We start from the raw sequence: 19156 nt of genomic DNA, 5'->3' as shown, positions 1-19156 counted from the left end.
GCCGCTGTGCCCAATCTTGCTGGCATCGCTCCAAGGGCCGGCACTCCCAGTCGAGGGGCGCGATGAGTAGCCTTGCCGATGGATATGGCGGCTATGCCGACTTAGCCAGCGCGCAAGCCGAAGAAACGGACTACAGGGTGCATGTACGCCCGTTCGCCGGATCATCCATCGCCGTCATCGCACCGCATGGCGGAGGTATTGAGCAGTTCACGTCGGACATCGCGCGAGCGGTCGCTGGCACGGACATCAATCTCTATCTGTTCGAAGGAATTCGTCAGGCTGGCAACTACGCTGCACTTCATCTGACCAGCCACAAATTTGATGAACCGCGCTGCCTGGCACTGCTATCCGCCTGCGACCACGTGGTCGCGATCCACGGCTGCGCCGGCAAGGCACAGCGCGTCCTGATGGGCGGCCTTGACGACCCATTGAAGATATCCATCGGACAAGCCATTGCTCGGCTTGGTGTGGAAGTCGATCTGAAGGGGCACTCATTCCCGGCAACCGATCCGAACAACATCTGCAATCGGGGACGGCGCGGTGTTGGCGTGCAAGTTGAATTGACCCTTGGTCTCAGGCTGGATGGGCCGCGTGATGCGGTGTCCGCAGCTATCCGCTCCGTACTCTTGAACTTGCCAAACGAACTGCCAGGGGGAGATCAACGCCGATGATTCTGACCGACAACGAAACCCGGGTCGACCTGCTGAACAACGAGGCCATCGCGACCACGATCATCGAGTTGCTTCGCGCCAGGCCCGACCATCCGGTGACGATCGGCGTGCATGGCGACTGGGGTGCGGGCAAGTCCAGCGTGCTCGAAATGATCGAGGCGGGGTTCGCCGACAAGGACGAAGTCCTGTGCCTCAAGTTCAACGGATGGCGCTTTCAAGGCTTCGAGGATGCCAAGATCGCCCTGATCGAGGGGATCGTCACGGGCTTGGTCGAGAAGCGTCCGGCCCTGAACAAGGCCGCGGCCGCGGTCAAGGATGTCTTCCGGCGCATCGACTGGCTGAAGGTGGCGAAGAGAGCCGGCGGCCTCGCCCTGACCGCGTTCACAGGCATTCCGACACCCGATCAAATCGGAGCCATCGTCGCATCGCTCGAAGCGGTGGTGGCGGATCCTGCCAAGCTCGCCACGAAAGAAAACCTCTCGACGGCGATCGACGAGGTGAAGGCCGTGCTGAAGCCGGGCGAAACAAAGAATGTGCCCGAGGAGGTCGAGGCGTTCCGCAAGGCCTTCGACCAGCTCCTGAAGGACGCGGGCATCAAGCAGCTCATCGTCCTGATCGATGACCTCGACCGGTGCTTGCCCGACACCGCCATCGAAACGCTCGAAGCGATCCGGTTGTTCGTGTTCACCGCCCGGACGGCGTTCGTCGTCGCGGCCGACGAGGCGATGATCGAGTATGCGGTGCGCAAGCACTTTCCCGATCTGCCGGACAGCACCGGACCGCGGGACTACGCACGCAACTACCTCGAAAAGCTCATCCAGGTCCCATTCCGTATCCCGGCGCTGGGCGAGACCGAGACGCGGATTTACGTCACGCTGCTGCTGGCCGGCGCCGAGATCGGCGAGAACGACGCCGACTATGCGAACTTGATTGGCGTGGCGCGTGAGAAGCTGAAGCGTCCTTGGACCAGTGGCGGTTTGGATGCGGCGACCGTCAAGACGGCGCTCAGCAAGCAAGCCGAGAAGGCGAACAACGCGCTTGCCCTCAGTGACCAGATTGGCCCCATCCTGGCGAGCGGTACGAAGGGCAACCCGCGTCAGATCAAACGCTTCCTCAACACGCTGCTGCTGCGTGAGCGTACTGCGGCCGCGCGCGGATTCGGGGACGATGTCAAACTGCCCGTGCTCGCGAAGCTCATGCTCGCTGAGCGCTTCATCCCGAGGCTGTTCGAGCAGATCGCGTTTGTCGCCGCGGTCCACCCGCAGGGGCTATGCGAGGACCTCGATACGCTTGAAAAGGGGCTGGCGACGGCCGACGGCAAGGAGTCTCAGGCCGGCGAGCGGAAGGGACAGAGAGCCGGCGAGCCAGGGCCCGCGCTTGACAACGCCGTATTGGCTGAATGGCGGTCGTCGGACACGGTGTGCGACTGGGCGCGCCTGTCACCCAAACTCTCGGGTCTCGATCTACGCCCCTACTTGTTCGTGACGAAGGACAAGAAGGACTACTTCGGCCCGGTGTCCGTGCTGGGTCACTTGGCCGGCGTGGTGGAGAAGCTGTTCGGCGGCAAGATGACCGTCCAGGGCTACGAGGCCGAGTTGAAGCAGCTCGTGCAGCCCGAAGCGGAGAAGGTGTTCGAGGCCGTGCGCACCAAGATCATGAGCACGGGCACCTTCGACACCAAGCCCGCGGGTGTTGATGGCCTTGTCGTCCTCGTGAAGGCGCAACCTGGCTTGCAGGGCCGGTTGATGGATTTTTTGGAAGCATTGCCAAGTGGCAAGTGTGGCCCATGGACTGTCAGCGGCTGGCAGGGTGTCATCAAAGATGCCGAATGCGCCGCCCGCCTAACGAAGCTGCTGGGCGAGTGGAGCAAGGTCGCCAATAACCCGGGCCTCAAAGCAAGCGCCGAAGCGGCCCTCAAGGACGTGAAGGGAGGACGCTGATGGGGACTTCGACGGCTTACGGTGGCCCTGGCGGCGGTACTCCGCTTGTTCCGTCATGGCTCGGCGGCGCTGATGGCGGTGAGGCTCCCGCAGCTCCCGCAGGCACGGGAGCTGGGCCGGACGGCCAGCCGCCGGCCGACGGCGGCGCGCCGCCTGTGCCGCCAAATCGCCTGCCCATTCCAAGAACGGCGGACCCGCAGCGTTTCTCCGGCGCCCGCAATTGCTTCACGCGATTTGCTGGTTCCGGCGGCACTGACAGGGCCAACCTTGGCCGAGCCGTCTCAAGATACGTCTCCACATCCGCCGGCGGTGCCCGGCAGGCAGCCCAGCGAATGGGAGCCTCTCGCGGTGCCGGCGCGCGCCTTCTCGGCTTCCTGGTTGACGCGCAGGCGCGGGGGGTGCGCGAGGCCTTGCGCGCGCTCGACTTGGAGTCCCTGGCAGGTCGTCCGATCACCGAGATTTTCGTGGGCCTGGCCGACTACATCTGCCCGGGCGCAGGCACCGTCGATGAAGGCATCGCCCGTGAGGCTTACATCGAAACCGTCGTTGAACTGGCCAGCGAAGGGTTGACTGACCTGACCACCTTCACGCCCGATCAGATGCAAACGGTCTTCGAGCTGTACGCCACGCATGCGATCGAAGCGCGGATCTGCAATGACATCGGCACCAAGGCCGTGACGATGCCGGCGGATGCCCAAGCGGCGCACCGCGTCGAGCAGCAGTTGCGCGACTTCATTCGGGGCGGGGTGAGCGACGCGCTGACCCGGGCCCGGGCGGAGTCACCGAATCTCACGCCCGAACGGATTCAAACCTTCGTGGACACCGTGTACGAGTCCGCGTTTGCGATCCTGCAGACCCTGGGGGATGCGGAGGCCAACCAATGAAGCGACAACTCTTGGCGGGGCGCTTCGGTCCCGATGACCACGTTGACGTTCCAGTCGGTGTGGATGAACAGAGGACCTACTTGCAGCTCGTCGCCGGCGAGAAGTCCCTGGACCATGGCATCGGTGGTGCGCTAACCAGCTTGAAGAAGATCGGCGTTTTTCCCTCGGAGATTGGCGTCGACCTGCTAGTGCTGGCTGCTCACGTGCATGCCGCGGACACGCGCATCTCGCGCGCCGAGCAATCGCAAGACTCCTGGACGCGCGAGATTCGTCTGGTTGTTCCGGTCAGTGATCCGGTTCGTTGGGGAACTGCGACAGCGACGCTGAAGAAGTCGCTGGATTTCTTGACGGGAGATCAATGGACGATCGGGTTCAGGGCGCGTCCGGCTCGGTTCGCGACGATCGCTGAGGAGGCGCCCCCGAGTCTTATCTGTCCACCCTTCGACTCCCTGAGCCTCTTTTCGGGCGGGCTTGACAGCCTTATCGGCGCCATAGACCTCTTGGAGGACGGCGCGACCCCATTGCTGGTCAGTCACTTCGGTGAAGGCGCCACCAGCGACGCGCAGGGCAAGTTGCTTACGGGCTTGAAGAAGCACTACGACAGGTCATCCTTCGAGCGGCTACGCGTCGGAATGACCTTCGACGATGGCCTCGTGGAAGGAGTCGGCTCGGAGAACAGCACGCGGGGAAGATCGTTCCTGTTCCTCGCGCTCGGGGTGTTCGCTGGTACTGGACTGGGACGACGCTTCACGCTGCGGGTTCCCGAGAACGGGCTGATCGCTCTGAATGTGCCGCTGGACCCACTGCGGCTGGGCTCGAACAGTACCCGCACGACGCACCCGTACTACATGGCAAGGTGGAACGACCTGCTCGGTGCCCTCGGCATAGACGGGGAGATCCGGAATCCCTACTGGGACAAGACGAAGGGCGAGATGGCCGCGGGCTGTCGCAACCCAGCACTCTTGAAGAAGTTGGCGACGGACTCTCTGTCGTGTTCCTCCCCCACCAAGGGCCGGTGGCAGGGGCTCGGCATCGAGCACTGCGGTTATTGCTTGCCGTGCCTGATTCGCCGTGCGGCGCTGATGGCGGCATGGGGCAACGGAAACGATTCGACGACGTACACCGTGCCGGACCTCCGCGCGCAGCCACTGGACACGCGCGAGTCGCCCGGAAAGCAGGTCAGGTCGTTTCAGTACGCAATCGAGCGCTTGAAAGGGCGACCGGAGCTTGCGAACCTCTTGATCCATAAACCCGGCTCGCTTGCCGACGAGGCTGCGCACCTCGATGAACTCGCCGATGTCTACCGGCGCGGCCTTGATGAAGTCGCCCGGCTCATCGATGGCGTCGAGGCGCGGCCGAGTTGACTAGGGTGCGCGCATGATCGCAACAACCGGTCTCGTGGACTTCCATTGCCACCTCGATCTTTACCCAGACCATGCCGTGGCGGTTCGGGAAGCTGAGGCGGCCGGGGTGTTCACGCTGGCGGTGACGACGACACCTCGCGCCTGGCCTCGCAACCACGAACTCGCACAGCGCACGAAGCATGTCCGGGCGGCGCTTGGGCTGCACCCGCAGTTGGTCGCGGAGCGCGAGAACGAGATCGAGCTATGGGACCGGTATCTTTCAGAGACTCGCTATGTCGGCGAGGTCGGGTTGGACGCCGGTCCTCGGTTCTTCAAGTCGCTCGATGCCCAGAAGCGCGTGTTTCAGCACGTGTTGCAACGTTGCGCTGAGGCGGGTGGCAAGATCATCACGACCCACAGCATTAGGTCGGCCAAGCCGGTGCTCGATCTTGTCGAGGCGCATCTGCCGCCGGAACGTGGCAAGATCGTTCTTCACTGGTTCACGGGAACGCAAAGCGAGGCGAAGCGAGCGTTGGAACTGGGTTGCTACTTCTCGATCAATGCGGGAATGCTGGACAAGGAGAGGCACGCCGCGATGGTTCAGACCATCCCCTTGGATCGGATACTGACTGAGACAGATGGGCCCTTCACCCGCACCGGCGAGCGACCCTCGCAACCGGTCGATGTGGCAATCGTGGTGGAAGCTCTAGGCCGGTTGCGCGGTATGCAAGCGGCCGAAATGGCGGACGTCATTCGCGGCAACCTTCGAGCCCTTTTGGCATAACCCTGGTAGTCATCATGAAACCCGTTGTACAGACAACTTTCGCGGAACGCCTGGGCCGGATGTTGGGTCGGGCATGGCGAGGTTGCGTGGGTTTGGATCGCCGGGCGAATGGATGGCTGGTGGCTCAAGGATGGACGCCGAACGTTGCCAAGGTCGTTCTCGCGGTACTCAAGCTCACGGCGCTCGGGATACTGCTCTACGTCGCGTTCTGGCTGGCGTTGCTGATTGGGGGCATCTTGGCTGCGGCTTGGATCGCAAGGCAAGACAACACGGAAAGCGATTCCGATTTTCTCGGTCGCAAGGCAGATGAGCGCGATCACCGGGAAGGTCTGTTCTATCACCCAACGATGCACAACGACGATCCAGACCCGCGGTTTGAAGACGACTGATGTACGGCAAGCTACTTTTTGGCAGCGCTGATCAATAGATTCGATCCCTTGCCACCTGCTTGCCCTGCGTCCCTGGTCCCGTTTGCCAAACCTTGAAGCATGCCGCCAGCACGAACACCTACCCAGCCCAGTGCGGTAACCCACAAGCTCGGCAGTACGAGGAACATTGCCGCCATGACGAAGTTCAGCAGCATGTCCCCGAAGGCGTTGTTCAGGCCGATCAGGGGATCGAAGTTGGTGTGCGGCCGATTTGCCCCGAATCCCCAGCCATAGAGGGCATCGAGGATAGTGCTGTCGATCCAGCGCGCGAGATGGAACCAGAAGTCCACGAAGAACAGCGCGAACTGGACGCAGCTCACCGTCACCACCGTCTTCAGGTCGTAGGTGCCGATCAGCAGCACCAGCGGGATGCAGATGACGAGCGCCATCTTGAGCATCGTCAGCACCATCGGCAGCGCCTGGCGCACCACATCCATCGCGGGAAAGAAGCCCAGCGAGCCGACGGTCAGCCCCAGGTCGCTCGCGCCGCGCGTGACGATGTTCGGCAGCGTCTTGTCGATCTGGCCGCCGTAGTCGGTGTAGACGGCGCCCTGGTTCATCTTCTGCTGCCGCGGTGAGACGACGGCGCGGATCACCGAGTCATTGACCTCGCTCTGCGACAGGAAGCCCACCCAGCGCCCGATGCGGGTCAGCAGGTCCGGGTCGACCTGTGCCAGCAGCCGGCTGCGCAGTCCCTGGCCGCCATCGGCCCACCACTGCCGGCAGGACGGATAGCCGCCGCCGCTGTCCACCTGTGCCAGCCCCGCATCGCGGGTCGCGTCGTAGGGCCAGGCCGTGCGTGGGGTCTTGGCGCGATAGGTGTCATAGAAGCCGGGCGTGTCGAGGAAGTAACTCGACCCGATCCAGGTGACGTCGTTCATCTGCTCGTCGGAGAGCGTCGGCCGGTTCATGAACAGCTTGGCGCGCGACGGCCCGTAGCAGTCGTGCGTGAAGTCGGCGACCTCCTGTGCCAGCACCGGATCGTCGATGCGCGTGGCATCCACATCCATGCGAATCTGACGCAGGTCCGTGCCGCAGGGAATCGCCGCCACCGCGGAGCCCGTCACGGCTTTCGACAGCGCGTGCATGAAGAACCACCACACCGGCACCAGCGCGCTCTGGTCGTTGAGCGCCGTGTAGACGTTGGACCAGCCCGTGTCGTTGGGCAGCGGGACACTGACCTGGCATTGCGCGGAGCGCGTGGTGTCGAACCTGATCGTGGCGAGATCCACCGGGATGAACGGGATGCCGGCGAACATGATGACCACGATCGCCACCCACACCCGGTTCTCGATGCGCATCGACGACAGCACGCCCTTGTTGCCTTCGTCCGCACCTTCGCTGCGGGCCTTGAGCCATTCCTGGATCACGATGGCCACGAACGGCAGCGCGAACACGCCGCTCGCCACGAGAATGCTCCAGATGCCGTTGTTGACCACCCAAGCCACCAGGGTCAGGTAATACTCCAGGTAGTCCGTGGTGTAGAGCGTCATGCCTGCCTCCCGGTCTCAGCCGTGCCGCAACAGTTGGCTGGCTTCCAGCGCGACCACGGCGATCACGGCCGCGATCTCCGTGCGCAGCAGGCGCTGATGCGTCTCGCGGGACGGCTCCCGCCGCAACAGGCGCCGACGCATCCACCACCAGGCGTAAGCCGTCGCTCCGTAGAGGCACAGCCGCCACACGAAGAAGTGGCCGGCGTGCGCCTGCAGCCAGTGCTGCCAGCCCTCGACGCCGCCGACCACGTGGATGCCGGCGATGTTCACCGCCACCGCGGCGGCCACCACCAGCAAGGTCCACAGCAGCGCCACGCCGACGCGGCGGTTGAACAGCCATGGCAGCCGCAGCCAGGCCAGCCGGTTCACTGGACTACCCTCCTGTCGCTAGCGCGACATCCTCCCCTGGGGAGGTTCGCGCGCCCTTCGGGCGGCCGTGCGGGCGCGCTCATGGCGTACCGCTCCGCGGCTTCTGGACTTCCCGCAGACGGTCACGTGTGGTGTCGCCCTCGAAGACGCCGCGCGAGCCGGCAGCGCGGGTGCTGTGGCGCTGGATGATCGCCATCGCCGAGTTGCCGGCCAGCGTGCGCCGCAGCTCCAGCTCAGTCTTGAGGTTGTTGATCTCCTGCTCCAGTGCGCTGTTCTCCTGGTCGACCGCCTGCACGGCCAGCTCGTTGGCGGCGACGTTCGGCTCCTTCTTGCCGGTCAGCAACGTGCGTTGCAGCAACAGGGCCTTCTCCAGCACGCTGGACAGCGCCGCCTCGGACGCGAGGCGCCGGCCCAGCACGTCCTGGTCGGGTTCGTCACGCAGGGCCTCGATCACGCCGCGGGTGATCGGCAGCGAGCTGCTGCCGGCTGCGTCGAGATTGGCCAGCGTCGTCGGCCGGGCGCCCGTCACCAGCTCCTGCAGCACCTGCAGCTTGGTCTCGTACTCTTCCTGGATCACTGGCGTGAGCCCGACGCCAGGCGTGGTCTGGGTCTTCGTGCAGTTTTCGCAGGTGCGTTGCTCGCGTTCGCCCAAAACTCGATTCGCAAAGGCCGCGGCCGCGCCCGGCGACGACCAGGTTTGGCAGGTCAGGCGGTTGCCGCAGGCGCTGCGCGCGATCGACGAGGTATCGGTGGCGCTGCGCCCGTTGAGCAGGTTGTAGCCCGCGCGCGTCACATCGCCGACCACCTTGATCGAACTCTGGCCAGAGCCACCCGCGTTGCCGCCGCCGACCCAGGGCACGCCGTTGTTCCCTTTGTTGGACTCGGCCTGCTCGATGGCGGAGACGGCATCGGTGCTGCTGACCGCATCCCGCAGCGCCATCCCCTCGGCGAGCTGGTCCCAGCCGGCTTGGCCGCCGGCCATGTCCGCCATCCGATTGGCGATGGCCCGGCAGGTCATCTTCGAGCGGTCGAAGTCCAGGCGCGCCTGGAGGATGCCGTTGGTCAGCAGGTTGTAGAGCCCCGGGTCGGCGCGCTGGATGATCAGGGCCGGCAGCGAGGCCACGGCGCTGGTGGCGTTCTGGATCACGTTGCTCATGATCGTCTGGAAGCCGTTGGTGATGCCGTTGAGCTGGTTCTGCAGCGTCGTGGTGATGCTCATGTCGCCGCAGATCAGGTTGCTGTTCCAGCCGATCCCCACGCCGATGCTCTGCATGTTGCCGGCACTCCCCATCGACACGGCTCTGCCGCCGCCGATGCTGTAGAGCACGTCGTCGCCGATCACGCTGCCGCTGGCGTTCACGCCATTGGGGTCGATGCGGGTCTGCGCCCAGGCGGCGCCGACGACCAGCGTGATGGCCGCCACGAGCAGCGTGGCCCGCAGGTGCGACTTCGCGCGGCACAGGAAGTCAGGGAGGGAGGCGTTCATCGTGGGTTCCTCACATGAAATCGACGCTGCCGAGGAAGACCTGACCACGGCGCCGGCAGCAGGAGTACGGCCGCCACAAGGCCCAGGCGTAGTCGCCTTGCTGGGCCTGCACGCGGGTGCGGCTGTGCGGGAAGACCACGCAACTGTTCGAGAGCGTGGGCGTCAGCTCCTGCCACTTGCCCGTCGAGGCGTCGGTCTCCATCAGCGCACCGGCCGGCCAGTAGCCGTCGCGGGCGTTGGCCAGCAGAGGCTGGTACACGTGAATCTGGTTGCGGCGCGTCACGATGTCGCCCGCGCGCTGCGCGACCACTCCGCCGCTCTTGTGGTCGTCGGTCTGGTGTAGGAAGCCCCCGCGGGGATACACGTTGCCCCAGAGGTTCAGGCCGGTGCGCGTACCGATTTCGCGCCGGCCGGGGATGAGCGCTTCGGGGTAGAACGCTTCCGGGATGTTGTAGCGCCAGGCGATCGTGTCGAGCGTGCTCAACAGATACGGCATGAAGGCCGTGCCAGCGCCTTCGCAGGTGTAGCCGGAGGCGCTGGCGAACTGGCTGAACACCATCCCGGCCGGATGGCCGATGACATCGGCGTTCTTGAACTTGGCGAGGTTGTTCTCGTTGTCGTGATTGGTCGTGCCGTCACCGCCAGCCTTGGCGGTCGGGTTGGGCATGCTCATCGCCCTGACTTCCAGCCACGGGTTTTCGCCGGTGTTCGAGTAGCTCGACACCACCGCATCGGGGACGTAGTGGCGCACCTTGACGGAGGTGCGAACCGAGCAGCCGAAGGGCGTGCAGTACAGCCAGTAGCAGATTCCGACCACGCGGTATTCGAGGCAGTCGGGGGACAGCGCCGACGAGACGATGGTGGCGGTGTCCAGGGCAAACGTCGATGTGGCTGCGCCCAGCAGCAGCGAGGCGGCGGTGGCGCGCAGGCGCCGGCGTGCCAGCAGGAGGCTCATGGTTGCGTGCTCCGGTAGGCGTTGATGCGCGCGACGGCGCGGGACACGTCGGGCTCGCCGTAGACCACGAAGCGTCGATCGACCACCACGGCGGGAATCTTGGCGATGCCCAGCCCCCAGGCATCCGCGACACCTTGGTAGGCGTGGCCGATGCGGCGCTGAAGGGCCTCGCCGCCGCCATGCAACCGCTGCCGCACCACGGCTGCGGCCTGTTGCGGGTCGGCCGGCAGGTGCCCGGCGAGTTCGACCTCGATGCGCGTGGCCTGGTCCAGCTCGATGACCCGCACGCCGGCCGGGGCCTGCACCGGATGATGGCTGTCGGTGACGACGAGCACATCGGCGGCCGCCGCGATGGGAACGAGCAGCGCGGCGCACAGTCCAGCGGTTAGCCTGGCGGCCAGGGGGCGCCGCGAGGCGGCAGGAAGGTTGAGGGAATGAGCCGGCATGTCGCGCCTCCGCGGAGTCGATGCAGACTCGTAGTCGAGCGCAACGCAGATCAGGGAACGACAAAGAAACCGAAACCGGTCAGTCCCGATTTCCTGCGGGCCGGCGAAAAAGAAGCGGGAGCCAAGGGCTCCCGTGGTGATGAAATGAATGCGCGTGGGGTGGTGCTGCTACAGCAAGCCGGCTTCGGCGAACGAGTACGGGCTGCCCTTGCCGACGATGAAGTGATCCAGCACCCGGACATCGACGGTGGCAAGGGCGCTCTTCAGCCGCTCGGTGATCGCACGATCAGCGACCGAGGGCTCGGTGTTCCCTGAGGGATGCTGATGCGCCAGGATCAGCGCCGAAGCGTTGAGCGCCAGCGCACGCTGGACCACCACCCTCGGATACACCGAAGTCTGGTCGACCGTGCCCTTGAACAGCGGCTCAAAGGCGAGCACCTGGTGCTGGTTGTCGAGAAACACGACGGCGAAGATTTCGTTCGGCTCCGCGACCAGTTTCAGGCGCAGGTAGTCGCGCACGGCGGCGGGACTGCCCAGCGCCGGACCGGCCTTGAACACGCGGTTCTCCAGCAGGGTGATGGCCTGCCGGATGATCCAGTCTTCGTGCTGGGCGGCGATCAGGGTGAGCGACTCCGGGCAGGAGTCGGCGATGACAAGAGACATGGCGAACCTCCAATGGATGAGATCGGAGGGCGCCTGCCCCAGGAGGGCAAACCCTCCTGGGGACGATGGGGATGGAACAGGTGACGAGCGGGCATCCACCACCGCGGATGCGGTGGCTGTTCGCGTCAAGGGATGCGATGCGAACGGGTTTCGATCAACGCGGACGAGCCGCGCCGTAGCCTTGAAGATCGATGGCTACCTGGGCATGTCATCGGCGACGCCGGCGGGCATGTCTGGGGAATGGGCGGGTTCGGCTGCGGTCGTTCTGCCGGCGGCGAGCAGGTCGATGGCCGACAGCAAGGCATCGCCTTCGACGGGACCATGCAGCAGGAGGGTCTTGCCGGACTCGCGGTCGCGCAGTTGCAGGGCCGGCGTCGCCGCGATGCCCTGCTGTACCGCTTCCGCCGCCTGGGCACGGATGACGGCATCGGGGCGCTCGCTGTCGAGACAACCCTGCATGGCTGGCGTGAGGTCGGGATAGCGCAGGCCCTCCGGCAGGCCCTGGCCGTCGCCACGGGTGTTCGCGTAGAGCCATGCCTCGGCCTGCCAGAACGAGGCATGTCCGCCCGTCTCGCCCGCGCACTCGGCCAGGCGTGCCCCGGCAGTCGCGGCCGGCTCGTGCATGGACAGCGGCAGGTGGTGCCACTGCCAGTTCACCTCGGGATGGGCGTCGATCCAGCGCTTGAGCGCGGGGAAGTAGGCCCGGCAGTACGGACACTCCAGGTCGGCGTACCCGACCACCGTGAAGCGCGCATCGGCACGGCCATACAACCAGGGCGGGCCGGCCGGTTTCGACGCTTCGGACCCGGCGACGGCCAGGGACATGGGCTCGGTTACCGGATGCGGCACGCGCAGCAGCATCCACGAGGCAACCGCAATCGTCGCCACGATCAGCAGACCGATCCAGGGATGACGGCGGACGAATGAAGGCATGCGCATCGTGTTGCTCCCGTCAGGCCAACGTGTCCAGCGCCAGGGGTTCGATGCCCCGCGCACGGTCGACCTTCTCGGCCACGCGGAAGGCGGCATCGAGTTCGCTGATGCCGTGCTGCTGCATCAACTGGAAGCGTTCGGCCTTCTCCTCGGGCTCGGTCATCGCCATCGCCAGGTAGAGGCTGGGCGGCACGGCGCGGAACAGCACCTCCATCGACTTGGACAGGATGACGCCCTCGCTGAACTTGCCGGCCTCCTTGCGCGCCGAGAGCATCAGCGCCTTCTGCGAAGCGTTGAGTTCGCGGAAGCGCGCGATCTTCTCCACTTCATCGGGTGGCATCGACAGGCAGATCCACCACTCGATCATGTTGAGCATGGGCTCGGCCGCCTTCGGCAAGTCGTCGAGGTTCTGCGTGGCGAGCCAGAACCAGGCGCCGAGCTTGCGCCACATCTTGGTGATCTTGACCACGTAGGGCGCGAGCAGCGGGTTCTTCGTGATGATGTGGCCTTCGTCCGTCACGTTGATGATCGGACGGCCCAGGAACTGGTCGCGCTCGGCGATGTTGTTGACGGTGTTGATGAGCGAGATGTAGGCAATCGAGAGTTGGGCGTTGTAGCCCTCGCGCGCGAAGGTGGCCAGGTCCACGATGGTGATGTCCGCCTCGGGCCACGGCGTGCCCGACCGGTCGAACATCTCGCCGTCCACGCCCTGGCAGAACATATCCATGGCGTCGGCCATCTCCAGCAGCCGTGCGCGCCGCATCTCCGGCAGCGTGGCGTCGCGGGCGCGCTCGCGCAGCGCGTCGCGCACATCGCGCGTGAGCACCGTGCGTCTGTCCGCCACGCAATGCTGGGCCGCATCGAGAATGCACTGGCGGATCAGGCTGCGGTCGGCGCGCGTCATGCGCGCTTCTTCCTTGTCCTCGCCGCCGGTGATCATCAGTCGTGCAGTGATCTCCAGCTCCCCGAGCACGTCGCGCTGCTCGTCGCCTTCCACGGCCATGCCGGCATCGGTCTGGTCTTCGTCGAGCGCATCGGCGTCCAGCGTCTGTACCTGGCTCGGCGTATCGACCAGGCGCCAGACGTCGGCGAACGGCGCCAGACTGACGCCCGCGCCGGGCGCAAGTTTCACCCGATGCACGGTGAGGCCCAACCGTGCCGCGAAGTCGCCGAACAGGCCGAAGCTGTTGCCCGCCTCGACGATGAACAGGCGCGGCCGATAGATCGCCGTCACCTGATTCAGGATATTGTTGAGCGTCGCGCTCTTGCCCGAACCCGTGGGGCCGAACAGGAACAGATGCGCGTTCATCTGCCGGTCGAGGCGGTTCAACGGATCGAAAGTGATCGGACCGCCGCCGCGGTTGAAGAACGTGATGCCCGGATGCCCCGTGCCCTGGCTGCGGCCCCAGACCGGCGCCAGGTTCGCCGCATGTTGCGCGAACATGAGCTGGGTGTACCACTGGCGCTTGTCGGCAGCCGGATCGAACACGCACGGCAGCCAGCGCAGATAACTGTTCAGCGGCGCCACCTCGTCCTCTTCGCGTACCGGTTGCAGGCCGGCGTTGAGCATCACGTTGACGAGCTGCAGGCCGCGCGCATCGAGCTGGACCAGGTCGCGGCCGCGCAGGTAGAACGCCAGCGCGCCACGGTAGAGCTTGTGCGCGCTGCCGATCAGGCCGCGCGCCTGCTGCACGTCCTGCCGGGTCTGCTCCGAGGCCAGGGTCTCGCCCACGGCCTTTCTGGCGAGGTGGTTGAGGTGCGCCTCCAGCACGTCCTGGGGCGTGGCGACCAGCGTCAGGCACATCACCGTGTCCTCGGGCATCTGGTCGAACAGCGCGTTCATGGCATCGCCGCCTTTGCGCGTCTCGCCCGTCAGATGGCCCGTCACGGGTGGCGTGCGCAGGCGATCCATCACGATCACCCGATGCGGCATGCCGTCGAAGAACCACAGGCCGTTGGGCACGTCCGAGCGGGGCTGGCCGAAGAACAGGCGCTGTGCGAAGTCGGTGCCGCTGGCGAGTTCGATCTCGCCCTCCTCCCGCTCTTCCGGGTAGCGGGTCAGCGCGTAGAAGCGTTCGCGGTCTTCAGCAGTGGCGCCGAGCACGGTCGGATTCGGGTTGAACCAGCGCAGCAGCCAGGCGTGGATGTCCGCTGCGCCGAGACGCCGAGCCTTCACGCCGGCATTCGCCAGCCCGCCGACGAGGCGGTCGCAGATCGTGGTCAGCGCCTGCTCGGGCGACTGGCCGCGCCGCGGGGTCGGGGCCGCGGACGTGCGGCGGTAGACCACCATGCGCACGCGCCGGACCTGGCCGCGCCACGGCAGGCGCGTCACCGTGGTGTCCTCGAACAGGCCACCCGGCTTGGCGATGGCCCGCAGGTGATGGGCGAAGAAGCGCAGGTAGAAGTCGCTGAACGCGCTGCCCAGCGCACGCGGCTGCAGATAGTTCGCCAGTGAACGCAGATAGTTGTCCCAGTCGGCCTCGTCCTGGGCGTAGAGCTGCACCACCCAGGGGTTGTCGTCCAACTCGTCGAAGGAGTCCTGCAGGGCGTTCTCCAGCGCATCGCGCGCCTGCCATAGCCAGGCCATCTCGCGGCCCTCGGTGCCGACCGGCGCCAGCTCGAAGAAGGCCGCCACCGACTGGCCATCTTCCAGCAACATGCACTTGGAGCCGGGCAGGTACTCGACCCAGGGCAGCAAGTCCGCGAACGACGGCGCGACGCCATAGAGCGCATCGTGGTCGGCCTGGGTGGCCGGCCTGCGCCTGCCCCGGTCGAGCGCGCTGCCCGGTCCGGCAACACCCTGTGCCGCCAGGGCCGTTAGGTGCCGCGCCCAGGCATCATCGGCCGCATATACGGCGTCAGCAGGCGATGCGTCGGGCTTGCGTGACCACGGCAGCAACCAAGCCATCAGTAGTCCTCCACGCGCTCGCCCGGCATCGCGTACTGCACGCGCTGATAGAGCGGGAACACCGTGCTGTAGCCGGGCACCGGCACCGGGTCGGTGCCCGCCAGGTGCGGGAACACGTACATCACCAGGTCGGGGTTCGGCAGGCGGTGGAACTGGCGGTAAATCTCGTTCTGCGCGGTACGGGTGTAGCGCGCCTGCACGCCGGGCGCCGCCTGCACATCGGCCTCGGCCAGCGGCCGGCGCAGGCCCTGGCGCGCATCGAGCAGTTGCCGCGCCGCCTGGCCGCCGCCCGCGCTGCCGCCGGTCTCCTGATGCCAGATGTCGAGCATGGTGCTGTCGCCGTGCGGCAGCAGCTTCTCCTTGCTGGTGGCGCAGCCGCCAAGCAGGGTGGCCGCCAGCAGCACGGCGGCCGCGTCAATCCAGATCCGAGGCATTGGCTTCTCCGGTGCGGTGGTGGACCCGACGCCCCTTGGCGTCGTAGTCGATGTCGAGTGGCTGCTCCAGATGCACGGCCACCTTGGCGCCAGGCTGCACGTAGACCGCCGCGAAAGCCTGGCCGTAGAGCTTGTTGACCCAATCGGCCATGTCGCGCACGCCGCCCGCGAGGATGCGGCCCATCGCTTCGTTGCCGCTGATACCGACGGTGCCCAGCGAGCCGTTGTTGTTGGCGACCACGGCCACGCTGCCGTTGTCGGACTTGATGAGCGAGGCCGCGCCGGCGCCGGCCGCGGTGATGAGCGCCTGGCTGCCCAGGTACTGCTGGGCGTTGCTGCGCCGCTCGCCGCTGACGCAGGGAATGCCGTAAGGGTCGCTGATCCAGCCCAGGCCGCCTTGGATGCTGGCGCCGTTGTGCCCCGAGTTGCCGCCGCTGCTACCGCCCTTGCTGCTGTCCTCCGGCACCGTGCGGATGGTGCCGTCCTGGAACACGAACGTGACCGAGCGGATTTGCCCGCGCACGCACGAGAGCGTCCAGTCGCCCGAGGCCGTGCCGCTGACCACGGCGCCGGCCACGTCGGGGATGTCGATGCCGTTGGCCGTGAGGTTGTCCGGGCCGATCAGCACCTTGAACGGGTACGGGTCGTTGACGGTTCCATCGATCGGCACGCGCCCGATCAGCGCCGTCATGGCAACCGACCCTATGAGCGTCGAGTTCGACGGCACGGTGTAGACCGCCTTCGTGGATGCGCCCACCGCGCGGCTGCCAACGTCGGCGACGGATTCCACTGCGGCCGACAGGCTTTTCTGGGCCGGCCCGAAGCTCAGGGGAAAGCTCGGCTCCTTGTTGCCGTTCTTGGCGTCGACCTTGGCATCGTCGGGCTCGACCCACTGCGTGCCACTGGTGCCGCGGTTGAAGCGCTTGCCGTCACCCTCTTCCAGCCCCAGCCCGACGGGCAGGTCGGACGGGCCACCCTTGCCGGCAAGGCCGTCCAGTTGCCGCTGCAGATCCTGCAGCAGCCCCTGGGTCTGCTGCCTGTCGCTGGCCACCTGGGTGCGCTCCTGCTCCAGGCGGTTGCGCTCGCCTTCCAGCGCGCTCTGGATGCGTTGGTCGATCGCGCTTTCCCGCGCACGCAGGCGCTCGTTCTCGGCCTTGTGCTGCTTGTTGTCGCCGAGCGCGCTCTGCAGTTCGGTGCGCAACTGCTTCACCTGGGCCACCAGCGTGGCGACGGTATCGCGCGGCGTGTCGCCTGCGATGCCCAGGGCTTTCATCTCGTCGGGCGTGAGCGTACTGGCCGCGCCCTTGGAGGCGGTCTGGCCGCCCGGGGCGCCGGAGAACAGCTTGATACCGACGAACACCAGCAGCAGCGCCATCGGGATCAGCAGCCACTTGAGCAGCGGATTACTCTTCATCGCGCGCTCCTCCGGTCGAGCCGGCCGCGGCGGCCGGCGGCAAGTTCACGTTGGCGTCGATCGGGCTCAGCGCCGGCAGCAGCGACTCGGCCAGGCCGTGGCCGCGCGTGACCAGGTAGAGCACCGTGGTGTCGGACGCGGTGCCGGCCGGCCCCAGGTTCGGATGCTGGAAGGTCGCCGCCACGAAGTTGCCCTGCAGGGCGCGCGGGTCGAGGTCGAGCCAGCGCGCGGCGGTATTGGTGAGCCGCACGGCCGTCACCCACTGGTCTTCCAGGCGCCACGCGGCCAGCGCCCGCGCGTGCACCGGCAGCGTCGGCAGCAAGGTGTCCAGCGCCAGGCCGCGGCGCAGGTTCACACGCCCGATGCCGGCGACCGGCTCGACGGTGCGCAGCGGCGCGTACAGGTTCTGTGCGGCATGGCGCGTCAGCACGACCGGAACCGGCGTTTCGCGCCGGGGAACGGACTTGCCCGCGGGCGCATCGGCCTGCTCGTCCGCGCCGATTGCTGCACCGCCGCCGTAGCGCTTCGTGGGGGCTTCCGCTTCCACGATGCGCACCGGCTCCAGCGGCGCCTGGCTGTCCTTTGCCGGCTCGGCGGCGATGTCGAGCAGGATCAGCGCGCCGGATTCCACGTCCTGCAGTTGCAGCCGCGTGGGCGGAATCGGCTCGCTCGCCCGCAGGTAGATCGCGCCGCCTGCACTCTGCACGCGCAGGTGATCGCCGACGCTGGCCGGCACGCCGACGCGCACATTGCGGTCGATGAAGACCACGCGCTCCTGGCCGACCACCAGCGGCACCGGCAGGGGCAGCCGCTCCCAGCGCAGGATTTCCACGGCCTGGCTGGCCGGCACCAAACCGAGGATCAGCAGGACGCCGGCCAGGGCCGACAAGGCAATGGGCTTCATGGGGAGTCTCCCTGCAGATGGCCGGAGGCGTTGGCGGGCGCGCCGGCCTGGGGCGGTGTCGGCGGCGGTTCGATGCGCTGGGGTGCGCCGGCGTAGCAGTCCAGCGCCAGGCCGAAGGGGTTGTGCTCGGAATCGATGTCCAGCCGGACGACCTTGATGGGGTAGCGCACCAGGGCGCGCTTGACCTGCTCGGAGCCGTAGTATTCGTCCGCGCTCACGTCGAGCGTGACGATCCAATCGCGGTCGGAAACCACCTTGACGCGCGTGGCCGGATCATCGCCGTAGCCGCGGCCGGGAATCTCGTAGATGCCGCGCACGCGCTGACGCAGCTCGCCACTGGCGCGCCGGTACTCGTAGTCCTGTTGCAGGAAGGCCCGGCAGCTCGGCGTCAGGTAGGCCGACAGCGCGCGCAGGTTGCGCGGATAGTCTTCTTCGCCGTTCGTGGGCCAGCGCTGCACCTGCTGCCAGATGTAGAACGAGAAGGCGTACACACTCTCGGGCGGCACGTCCCACCACTTGCGCGTGCTGCCCGAGCGCAGGTCCGGCGGCACATGGATGGTCAGACTCTTCGGCGCACTCCACCAACCGAAGCCGAGCAGCAGCGCCACCACGAACAACGCGCCGGCCCCCAGACGCAGCGTCTTCACGTGCGCCTGCAGGTGCGCAACCTCGTTCTTGAAACGGCTCATGGCGCACCTCGATCGGCATTGCGTCGGGTCGTCCAGTAGCCCGAGCGGGTGATGAGGCGCTGGCCGCCCAGGAGCGCCGCCAGCGCCGGATGCCGTAGGGCCAGCCGCCACTGGAGCTGCCGGTACAGCCAGGTGTCGGGCCGGCCGCGCTTCTGCGCGCGCAGGAAACCGCCGCCGACGAAGACGCCCAACGCGATGCCGGCGACGATCAGCGTGGGCACCATGGCGATGCTGTGCGTGAGCCAGGCCAGCGGCAGGCCGAGTGCGAATCCGGCGGCGGCCGACAGGCCGGCGCAGATCCACAACTCGTCGGCGGTCAGCCCGCGCACGACCACCGGCTGGCGGTTCAGCCGGTGCGGCAGAAAGGTCACCAGCGTGTCGCGCGGTGTTTCCGAAGGGACGGCCATCGCTT

19 protein-coding genes are annotated in these 19156 nt (G+C 66.7%); 6 read left to right on the top strand and 13 right to left on the bottom strand.

The genetic code is table 11. The features are described 5' to 3' along the window. The first annotated feature begins 62 nt into the window (after positions 1-62). From K320_RS18515 to K320_RS0101820, 6 genes are read left to right on the top strand one after another with little or no spacing between them, the layout of a single operon-like run. A complete protein-coding gene (locus tag K320_RS18515) occupies positions 63-671 on the top strand; it encodes a poly-gamma-glutamate hydrolase family protein (RefSeq protein ID WP_084301138.1) in 609 nt (202 codons plus the stop codon). Continuing rightward, positions 668-2611 (top strand): Qat anti-phage system ATPase QatA, encoded by a 1944-nt coding sequence (gene qatA, locus K320_RS0101840; RefSeq protein WP_024537185.1) that lies wholly within the window; start codon positions 668-670, stop codon positions 2609-2611. Before K320_RS18515 ends, qatA begins: the two co-directional genes overlap by 4 nt. Next, the gene (qatB, locus tag K320_RS19680) at positions 2611-3495 is read left to right on the top strand and encodes a Qat anti-phage system associated protein QatB (RefSeq protein ID WP_034342271.1); all 885 of its coding nucleotides are present in this window, start codon (positions 2611-2613) and stop codon (positions 3493-3495) included. Before qatA ends, qatB begins: the two co-directional genes overlap by 1 nt. Next, positions 3492-4859, top strand: coding sequence for a Qat anti-phage system QueC-like protein QatC (qatC, locus tag K320_RS0101830; protein ID WP_024537183.1), 1368 nt, complete (start codon positions 3492-3494; stop codon positions 4857-4859). The genes qatB and qatC overlap by 4 nt, the downstream gene beginning before the upstream one ends. 13 nt (positions 4860-4872) lie before the next feature. After that, positions 4873-5622, top strand: a complete 750-nt coding sequence (qatD, locus tag K320_RS0101825; RefSeq protein WP_024537182.1) for a Qat anti-phage system TatD family nuclease QatD — start codon at positions 4873-4875, stop codon at positions 5620-5622. 14 nt (positions 5623-5636) lie between these two features. After that, positions 5637-6011, top strand: coding sequence for a DUF3742 family protein (locus tag K320_RS0101820; protein WP_024537181.1), 375 nt, complete (start codon positions 5637-5639; stop codon positions 6009-6011). 11 nt (positions 6012-6022) lie between these two features. Here K320_RS0101820 and K320_RS0101815 read toward each other — a convergent pair whose 3' ends face one another. The 13 genes from K320_RS0101815 to K320_RS0101755 form a co-directional block, all read right to left on the bottom strand. Continuing rightward, positions 6023-7543: a conjugal transfer protein TraG N-terminal domain-containing protein gene (locus K320_RS0101815; protein ID WP_024537180.1), complete on the bottom strand. Its 1521-nt coding sequence runs from the start codon at positions 7541-7543 to the stop codon at positions 6023-6025. Positions 7544-7558: 15 nt separating this feature from the next. Continuing rightward, a complete protein-coding gene (locus K320_RS0101810) occupies positions 7559-7912 on the bottom strand; it encodes a hypothetical protein (RefSeq protein WP_024537179.1) in 354 nt (117 codons plus the stop codon). Positions 7913-7991: 79 nt separating this feature from the next. Then, positions 7992-9398: an integrating conjugative element protein gene (locus K320_RS0101805; protein WP_024537178.1), complete on the bottom strand. Its 1407-nt coding sequence runs from the start codon at positions 9396-9398 to the stop codon at positions 7992-7994. Between the two features lie 10 nt (positions 9399-9408). Continuing rightward, positions 9409-10353, bottom strand: a complete 945-nt coding sequence (locus K320_RS0101800; protein WP_024537177.1) for a TIGR03756 family integrating conjugative element protein — start codon at positions 10351-10353, stop codon at positions 9409-9411. Next, positions 10350-10799, bottom strand: a complete 450-nt coding sequence (locus K320_RS0101795) for a TIGR03757 family integrating conjugative element protein (protein WP_024537176.1) — start codon at positions 10797-10799, stop codon at positions 10350-10352. The genes K320_RS0101800 and K320_RS0101795 overlap by 4 nt, the downstream gene beginning before the upstream one ends. Positions 10800-10967: 168 nt before the next feature. Further along, positions 10968-11462: a RadC family protein gene (gene radC, locus K320_RS0101790; protein ID WP_024537175.1), complete on the bottom strand. Its 495-nt coding sequence runs from the start codon at positions 11460-11462 to the stop codon at positions 10968-10970. A 195-nt stretch (positions 11463-11657) separates the two neighbouring features. Beyond that, a complete protein-coding gene (locus tag K320_RS0101785; RefSeq protein ID WP_024537174.1) occupies positions 11658-12401 on the bottom strand; it encodes a DsbA family protein in 744 nt (247 codons plus the stop codon). A gap of 13 nt (positions 12402-12414) precedes the next feature. Further along, complete coding sequence (locus K320_RS0101780) at positions 12415-15303, bottom strand: conjugative transfer ATPase (RefSeq protein ID WP_024537173.1); 2889 nt, start codon at positions 15301-15303, stop codon at positions 12415-12417. Then, a complete protein-coding gene (locus K320_RS0101775) occupies positions 15303-15737 on the bottom strand; it encodes a TIGR03751 family conjugal transfer lipoprotein (protein ID WP_024537172.1) in 435 nt (144 codons plus the stop codon). Before K320_RS0101775 ends, K320_RS0101780 begins: the two co-directional genes overlap by 1 nt. Next, a complete protein-coding gene (locus K320_RS0101770) occupies positions 15718-17151 on the bottom strand; it encodes a TIGR03752 family integrating conjugative element protein (protein ID WP_024537171.1) in 1434 nt (477 codons plus the stop codon). The genes K320_RS0101775 and K320_RS0101770 overlap by 20 nt, the downstream gene beginning before the upstream one ends. After that, positions 17141-18055, bottom strand: a complete 915-nt coding sequence (locus tag K320_RS0101765) for a TIGR03749 family integrating conjugative element protein (protein WP_024537170.1) — start codon at positions 18053-18055, stop codon at positions 17141-17143. Before K320_RS0101765 ends, K320_RS0101770 begins: the two co-directional genes overlap by 11 nt. Next, a complete protein-coding gene (locus K320_RS0101760) occupies positions 18052-18744 on the bottom strand; it encodes a PFL_4703 family integrating conjugative element protein (RefSeq protein WP_024537169.1) in 693 nt (230 codons plus the stop codon). The genes K320_RS0101765 and K320_RS0101760 overlap by 4 nt, the downstream gene beginning before the upstream one ends. Further along, the gene (locus tag K320_RS0101755; protein WP_023443884.1) at positions 18741-19151 is read right to left on the bottom strand and encodes a TIGR03750 family conjugal transfer protein; all 411 of its coding nucleotides are present in this window, start codon (positions 19149-19151) and stop codon (positions 18741-18743) included. Before K320_RS0101755 ends, K320_RS0101760 begins: the two co-directional genes overlap by 4 nt. Positions 19152-19156: the final 5 nt, after the last annotated feature.

The sequence above is a fragment of the Comamonas badia DSM 17552 genome, assembly GCF_000484635.1.
Lineage (GTDB): Bacteria > Pseudomonadota > Gammaproteobacteria > Burkholderiales > Burkholderiaceae_C > Comamonas_C > Comamonas_C badia.
Note: the sequence above shows the minus strand (reverse complement) of the source record. Positions and strands in the feature narration are given on the sequence as shown.

Excerpts from the sequence above, each read along its gene's own strand:
- K320_RS18515 (WP_084301138.1), top strand. The coding sequence starts at position 63 with ATGAGTAGCCTTGCCGATGGATATGGCGGCTATGCCGACTTAGCCAGC.
- qatA (WP_024537185.1), top strand. The coding sequence starts at position 668 with ATGATTCTGACCGACAACGAAACCCGGGTCGACCTGCTGAACAACGAG.
- qatB (WP_034342271.1), top strand. The coding sequence starts at position 2,611 with ATGGGGACTTCGACGGCTTACGGTGGCCCTGGCGGCGGTACTCCGCTT.
- qatC (WP_024537183.1), top strand. The coding sequence starts at position 3,492 with ATGAAGCGACAACTCTTGGCGGGGCGCTTCGGTCCCGATGACCACGTT.
- qatD (WP_024537182.1), top strand. The coding sequence starts at position 4,873 with ATGATCGCAACAACCGGTCTCGTGGACTTCCATTGCCACCTCGATCTT.
- K320_RS0101820 (WP_024537181.1), top strand. The coding sequence starts at position 5,637 with ATGAAACCCGTTGTACAGACAACTTTCGCGGAACGCCTGGGCCGGATG.
- K320_RS0101815 (WP_024537180.1), bottom strand. The coding sequence starts at position 7,543 with ATGACGCTCTACACCACGGACTACCTGGAGTATTACCTGACCCTGGTG.
- K320_RS0101805 (WP_024537178.1), bottom strand. The coding sequence starts at position 9,398 with ATGAACGCCTCCCTCCCTGACTTCCTGTGCCGCGCGAAGTCGCACCTG.
- K320_RS0101800 (WP_024537177.1), bottom strand. The coding sequence starts at position 10,353 with ATGAGCCTCCTGCTGGCACGCCGGCGCCTGCGCGCCACCGCCGCCTCG.
- K320_RS0101795 (WP_024537176.1), bottom strand. The coding sequence starts at position 10,799 with ATGCCGGCTCATTCCCTCAACCTTCCTGCCGCCTCGCGGCGCCCCCTG.
- radC (WP_024537175.1), bottom strand. The coding sequence starts at position 11,462 with ATGTCTCTTGTCATCGCCGACTCCTGCCCGGAGTCGCTCACCCTGATC.
- K320_RS0101785 (WP_024537174.1), bottom strand. The coding sequence starts at position 12,401 with ATGCGCATGCCTTCATTCGTCCGCCGTCATCCCTGGATCGGTCTGCTG.
- K320_RS0101780 (WP_024537173.1), bottom strand. The coding sequence starts at position 15,303 with ATGGCTTGGTTGCTGCCGTGGTCACGCAAGCCCGACGCATCGCCTGCT.
- K320_RS0101775 (WP_024537172.1), bottom strand. The coding sequence starts at position 15,737 with ATGCCTCGGATCTGGATTGACGCGGCCGCCGTGCTGCTGGCGGCCACC.
- K320_RS0101770 (WP_024537171.1), bottom strand. The coding sequence starts at position 17,151 with ATGAAGAGTAATCCGCTGCTCAAGTGGCTGCTGATCCCGATGGCGCTG.
- K320_RS0101765 (WP_024537170.1), bottom strand. The coding sequence starts at position 18,055 with ATGAAGCCCATTGCCTTGTCGGCCCTGGCCGGCGTCCTGCTGATCCTC.
- K320_RS0101760 (WP_024537169.1), bottom strand. The coding sequence starts at position 18,744 with ATGAGCCGTTTCAAGAACGAGGTTGCGCACCTGCAGGCGCACGTGAAG.
- K320_RS0101755 (WP_023443884.1), bottom strand. The coding sequence starts at position 19,151 with ATGGCCGTCCCTTCGGAAACACCGCGCGACACGCTGGTGACCTTTCTG.